This is a genomic window from Ileibacterium valens, from assembly GCF_001945525.1.
GTDB classification, from domain to species: domain Bacteria; phylum Bacillota_I; class Bacilli_A; order Erysipelotrichales; family Erysipelotrichaceae; genus Ileibacterium; species Ileibacterium valens.
Genome location: NZ_MPJW01000032.1, coordinates 1 through 5,530, shown reverse-complemented (window position 1 = coordinate 5,530; position 5,530 = coordinate 1). Strand labels below are relative to the sequence as shown.

Annotated in this window: 6 protein-coding genes; 2 read left to right on the top strand and 4 right to left on the bottom strand. The window is 38.1% G+C overall.

Annotation, left to right across the window (positions count from 1 at the left end):
• Nucleotides 1–255, top strand: a 255-nt coding sequence (locus BO222_RS00925; RefSeq protein WP_233131181.1) for a transposase, incomplete at its 5' end; no start/stop codon positions are given.
• A 236-nt stretch (nucleotides 256–491) separates the two neighbouring features.
• Here the strand turns inward: BO222_RS00925 and BO222_RS00915 are convergent.
• The 4 genes from BO222_RS00915 to BO222_RS00900 form a co-directional block, all read right to left on the bottom strand.
• A complete protein-coding gene (locus BO222_RS00915; protein WP_075817553.1) occupies nucleotides 492–2,009 on the bottom strand; it encodes an ATP-binding protein in 1,518 nt (505 codons plus the stop codon).
• A 457-nt stretch (nucleotides 2,010–2,466) separates the two neighbouring features.
• A complete protein-coding gene (locus tag BO222_RS00910) occupies nucleotides 2,467–3,093 on the bottom strand; it encodes a hypothetical protein (RefSeq protein WP_075817551.1) in 627 nt (208 codons plus the stop codon).
• 24 nt (nucleotides 3,094–3,117) lie between these two features.
• The gene (locus BO222_RS00905) at nucleotides 3,118–3,861 is read right to left on the bottom strand and encodes a helicase-related protein (protein ID WP_233131182.1); all 744 of its coding nucleotides are present in this window, start codon (nucleotides 3,859–3,861) and stop codon (nucleotides 3,118–3,120) included.
• On the bottom strand, nucleotides 3,813–4,580 hold the full coding sequence (locus BO222_RS00900) for a DEAD/DEAH box helicase (RefSeq protein WP_075817547.1): 768 nt from the start codon (nucleotides 4,578–4,580) through the stop codon (nucleotides 3,813–3,815). The genes BO222_RS00905 and BO222_RS00900 overlap by 49 nt, the downstream gene beginning before the upstream one ends.
• 662 nt (nucleotides 4,581–5,242) lie before the next feature.
• Between BO222_RS00900 and tnpA the strand changes: the two genes are divergently transcribed.
• Nucleotides 5,243–5,530, top strand: a 288-nt coding sequence (gene tnpA / locus BO222_RS00895) for an IS66 family insertion sequence element accessory protein TnpA (protein WP_198931970.1), incomplete at its 3' end; no start/stop codon positions are given.

Below are 5,530 nucleotides of genomic sequence, written 5' to 3'. Positions count from 1 at the left end.
GTCATGCACATGTCTTCAGATGCAGGACATGAGATTATGGTCAGCCGGAGCATTCAGGCGGAAGGAACCTTCGGAGATCTTAAAGAAAACTACAGATACAGCCGATTGAGACGCCGGGGACTGGAAAACGTAAAATTTGAGGTGCTTATTGTGGCCATGGGACACAATATCAGAAAATTAAACAACAGAAATCGGATGAGTTGCTCAGAACTCGAACGTTATGGAAAATTAAAGGAGCAGAAAAGCGAAATCTGAAAAAGATTATAAACAGTCTTTTTGAGTTTTGGCTCTTTTCAGTGCGTTCAAAAATTGACTTGAGCGGAAAAACACATCATAAAACAGGATTGAATCAGATAAAAAGCATAGAAAAAGGGGCTGTAAATCTCGCTGATGAAAAATCAGTCGAAATTTAACAGCCCCTTTTAAATGATCATCCTCCATCACAAAATAAGCAGAATGATTTATATTCACTTTGTTTCCACCTTGTTCATTCACTTTTTATCATCAGACTCATGCTTAGGTAAAGTTATTGTGAAATTTGCACCAGACTCATTTTCATTGTTTGCTGCGCTGATGCTTCCTCCATGAGCTTTCATGATCGCTTCAGAGATTGGAAGTCCCAACCCGAATCCACGATTACTTTCTGCATCTCGGCTGTGAGTTGTATAGAATGTTGAAAATAACATGGAGAACGCTTTTTGATCAATACCAGTACCATGATCCTTAACCATTACCGAAACGGTATCATCAAAGTTATCTTCAATTATCACTTCGATTGGCTGACCTTCTGGAGAATGTTTATGAGCGTTGTCAATCAGATTAATGATGGTCTGCTGGATTAATTTAGAATCCATTGGAGCAGTTATCACTTCCGTTGGCTCATTAAAAATGATTTCCTGATCAGGATATCGAATATTGATTGATTCAATCGAAGCATGAATGACATCCTCGACAACTTCGATTTCCTTCAGAATTTTTAATTTACCATTTTGCAATCTGGTCAATGAAAGAATGTTTTGAACCAATCCATACAGCCAACTGCTTTCTTTATAGATAATCGAAGCCTGTTTATGTGCTTCAGGCAAGTGGGCTACCTGCTCTTTGAGTAATTCGCTTGTTCCCATAATTCCAGCTAAAGGCGTACGAATATCATGAGAGACAGAACGAAGCAAATTGCTTTTATATTTTTCTTCATTATTTTCCTGCCGGATCTCCTCTTCTTTTTTCATGAAGTAATTTCGATCCAAAGCTAATGAAACCTGGTTCACCATCTGCGAAATCAGGTTCAGGTCTTCAGGATTTCTTTTTTCAATCTCTTCAGGAATAAATCCAGCATACCCAAAGATGGATTCACTGCCAACTAATGGCCATTCATAATATAAATTCCCAATTAGATATCCTTTTCCTGAGTCTTTATCGCATTTAACGATATTTCTGTTTACAAGTACATTTCTGACTTCTGTATTTCCATCCAGACCACAAAACAGGTAAGTATCCTGTGTCATTCCATCTGGCGAGCATAGCAATAACGCTGTCTGAAGACCAAGCATCTCTCTAAAATAAGTAACAGAGATATTCAGTATTTCTTCGACTGATACTGCTGCTGATAATTTTGAACTGATTTCATAGAGTTGTTTGGCATCTTTTTCGCGTTTGATTGCCATTCTTTCGTTCATCTTGGAACGAGAAGCTAAAACACTCACGATTATAGAAATGAGAAACATGATGCTAAATGAAACGACATGGTCTAAATCCATGACCGAAAAAGTGTACTGCGGATAAATGAAATAAAAATTAACCGCAATCATACTGATTAGCGAGAATAGAACCGCATAAAAATAACCATCGGTATTCAAAGCGGTAATGATTGATCCTAGAACATAAAAGAGGACCAGGTTGGATTCCTGGAAATTCAGTCTGGCGACTACCAGGCAAATCAAAGTAGTCGTTATCCAGATTCCGGATGCAATCAGAAAATCGGAGTAACTAGACTTCTTTTTCTCTTTCATTAACACAAACAATTCCTTCTTTCACAGGTAACAGAATCTTTATATCAGCAGTTAAGATTCTTTATCTATAATTAATATATTCTTTATCCAGGTTGATTTCTATTTTGAATCGGTATTTCCCTAAAACTGAAACATTTTTTTCAGAAAAATTCTGTAAATCCGTATTGAACTTCAATTATTGGTAATTTCAGGACGATCAAAACGTTTCAGGAACTCTGTAAACTGATTAATAGACTAGATTATATCCTATTCAGATAATTTAATAACCTTATTCTATAAAACATTCAGGTTTATATCAGAAATTGTCCGGTTTTTAATTCCTTATGGATTTGAGTTCAATAAATTAAGCAGGACATAAAGATATTAAAAAAGAAATCCAAAAAGTCCGTAAAAGGTCTTTGTTGAATTTCTTTATGTGAATGAATAATCTTATCTCTCTTCGAAATTTGAAAAATGTTTATTTCTGGCAGAAGATTATTTTTAAGAAATTATGAATCTGATCAAGTTTGACATGGTCTTCCATATATGCAATCGACAGCAGATTATCCGGAACAAAATGATCATAAGGTTGAATACGCAGCTGTCTATGACAGTGCAAAAACATATCCGACTGCAGCGGGTTATTAAGACAATCAAGAATGCTTCTTAAGAGATCCATTGGTTCAATCTCACCTGTAATTCCAACGATGAACCGATTGGTGAATACCTGTCTGATCTCCAATGCTTTTTTCAAATGAACATTTAAAAGCCTTTTTAATGAATTGATTTCTTTCTGGTCAAACCACCCATTCAAAAAAACCAGTTTTCCATAAATTAACAGGTTAGGATCTTCAATCATCCCAGATTCATTGGCCAGATCTCTGGCCTGATTTAAAATGAGATTCGAATTTTTTGAAAGATAAGGATAATGGTCTATTTCTGCAAGAATCTGGTGAATCATCCAGGTCACCTGCTGATCAATCAAGCCATCTTTTCCATACCATACAATGATTTCTTCAGATTGGTCTGGAACAACGTTTAATGTTCTTCTGTCTTCATTTACCTTATCAACAATCCAGCTTTTTCCTGCCAGAATCAAACTCATTCCAACCGTTGGGTAGATGGTAATCTATCCTACAGATGAGCACCGATGATAAACTTTCCATTCAGAATCTGACTGAAATACAGCATAAAAGCGCCATTGATTCACTTCTCTTTCAGAATTCAGGCCAATGAATAAATTCCCCTGATCATCCTGTTCAAGAAATCTGTTTTCAAGCATACTTTTTAGAAGAACTCGATATTCATCCGCAGAAAATCGGTTAACAAAAGCAGGAAGAGTTAGCACGAAGGCAGCCAGTGAATTAGGCTGAAGCTGATGATAGGTTTTTAAAACAGACAACGTCTGATGAGCTAACAGTGAGTATGGTTTCTTTAAAAATTTTTCATCTTCAAGAAACCGTCTGCGGTGATATAGTTCGATCATTGAAATGGTTTGAAGAAGATCCCATGGCATTAAGAACTGTGGCAGATTTGAAAGACTCTCTTTTTCAAGAATGATCATTAACATTTTTGAAACTTTGCTTACACGCCCAGAGCGGCCAAGCCTTTGCAGCAATGACGAGACTTTCCATGGAGCCCCAAGTTCGACCACAAGATCGAGATCTCCTACATCAATTCCTAATTCGAGAGTTACCGTAGCACAGATAACGATCTTTTCATCGCTTTTCATTTTTGTTTCTGCTCTTTCTCGAATTTGGGCTGAGACTGAACCATGATGAACTAAAAAACGATCGGGATCTTTACATTTTCGGGCAAGTTTCTTTAACGCATTGGCAGTTGATTCTGTTTCTTCCCGGCTGTTGCAAAAGATAATCGTTTCTGATCTCTGAGCTGGTCATATAGAAAGGTCTGCCACTCCTGCTCCACTTTCTGCTTAACCTCTTCTTCATGCGGAATGGTATAGTTATGCAGATATATCTCAACATCTTTCTCTTCATCACGCGGTTTGCATAAGATCGCTTTTCGATTGGTCTGTGAGCTTAGATACCATAAGACGGATCGAGCAGAAGCAAGTGTCGCTGACAGGGCAATACGGCGATATTGCCTACCACAAAGTCTTTCCAATCGAACCATCAGATTAAAGAGCTCTCCCCCACGATCGGATCCGAGAAACGAATGGATTTCATCGATGATGATAAATTGAGTATCTGAAAATAACCGAACGGCGTTCTGAGAATTCACCATCAACATGGCTTCTAAGGATTCAGGCGTCATCTGCAAAATTCCCTGATTAATTTCGAGGACTTTTTGCTTTTGAGAACCAGAGACATCACCATTCCAGGAGAAAACCGGAATATTTCCATACTTCAGTAATGAGGACAGACGTTTGTTCTGGTCATTGATTAGATCTTTAAGCGGAGAAATATACAGGATCCCGATCGATTTAGACGGCTTTTTTGAAAGCAGGCTGAGCGCAGGAAGAAAAGCAGCTTCCGTTTTACCGGAAGCTGTCTTGGAAGTAATCAGGACGTGAGCATCAGTATTCATTATCGCATCAGCCGCAATTTCCTGTGTAACCTTGAGTTTCACTGCCAAAAAATATAGTGACGAAAATAATCCATTGGATAATCATCTTCACCATCTATCCACAGGTCTTCAGGAAGGTAATCAGGTCCATGCTCATCGGCAAGAAGAACCATAGTCTTATAAAAACGGACATATTTATAATCCTGTATCTAAAATGGATAATGATAAATGTGGTTTTCTGATTTGATCTCTGACAGTATTTTTCTATACTTTTTTTCATTCAATCCATTGGCTATGCTTCTTATTTCCCCTTCTGATCCGAATTGACTGGATATAACCTGAATGACTCACAAACTATCTCAAGGAAAATCAAAGAATCTTCGGAACCATTCTGTTGAACATATAGCAACTTAAAGAATAACATGATTTTGTTCTTTACTGAACGGCGCATTTCTTTATTAAGGGATCTATACATGATCCATTTTATTGTGAATTCCTTCATCATTTTCGTCTGTACCGGCAAATCAAAGAAATTGAAATCGCAATAAACAACAAATATAAAAGGAAGACAGTCTTAGTTCTGCCTTCCTGCTTAATTGCCTATGTCAGTTTTCTCGTAACTTCTTTATATTTGACGGGTTGCCCGTAACCTTTTGAAATTTGCACGGGCTTAGATCCTCCGGTTCCAGTCGATATTCTGTATTCGACTAGAACTGGAGGATTTTATGCATAATTATCTGTTTTCCAAATCCCGTGAACTGAATCAGGAACAGTGGATGAACCTGGTTGATCAATACCAGGTGTCAGGTCTGACTCAGGCTGGCTTCTGCGTCCAAAACGGCCTGGCTTTATCCACCTTCCAGTACTGGCGCAGAAAAGCTGCCGTCGTATCGCCTGCTTCAGCGGCTCTTGAATTCGTAGAAATTGACAGGACGGTCTTCCTGGATTTGGAAGGATCAGACGAGAGTCCAAAGCCGGTGATTGAAATCACTGACAGCGACCGAACGATCCGT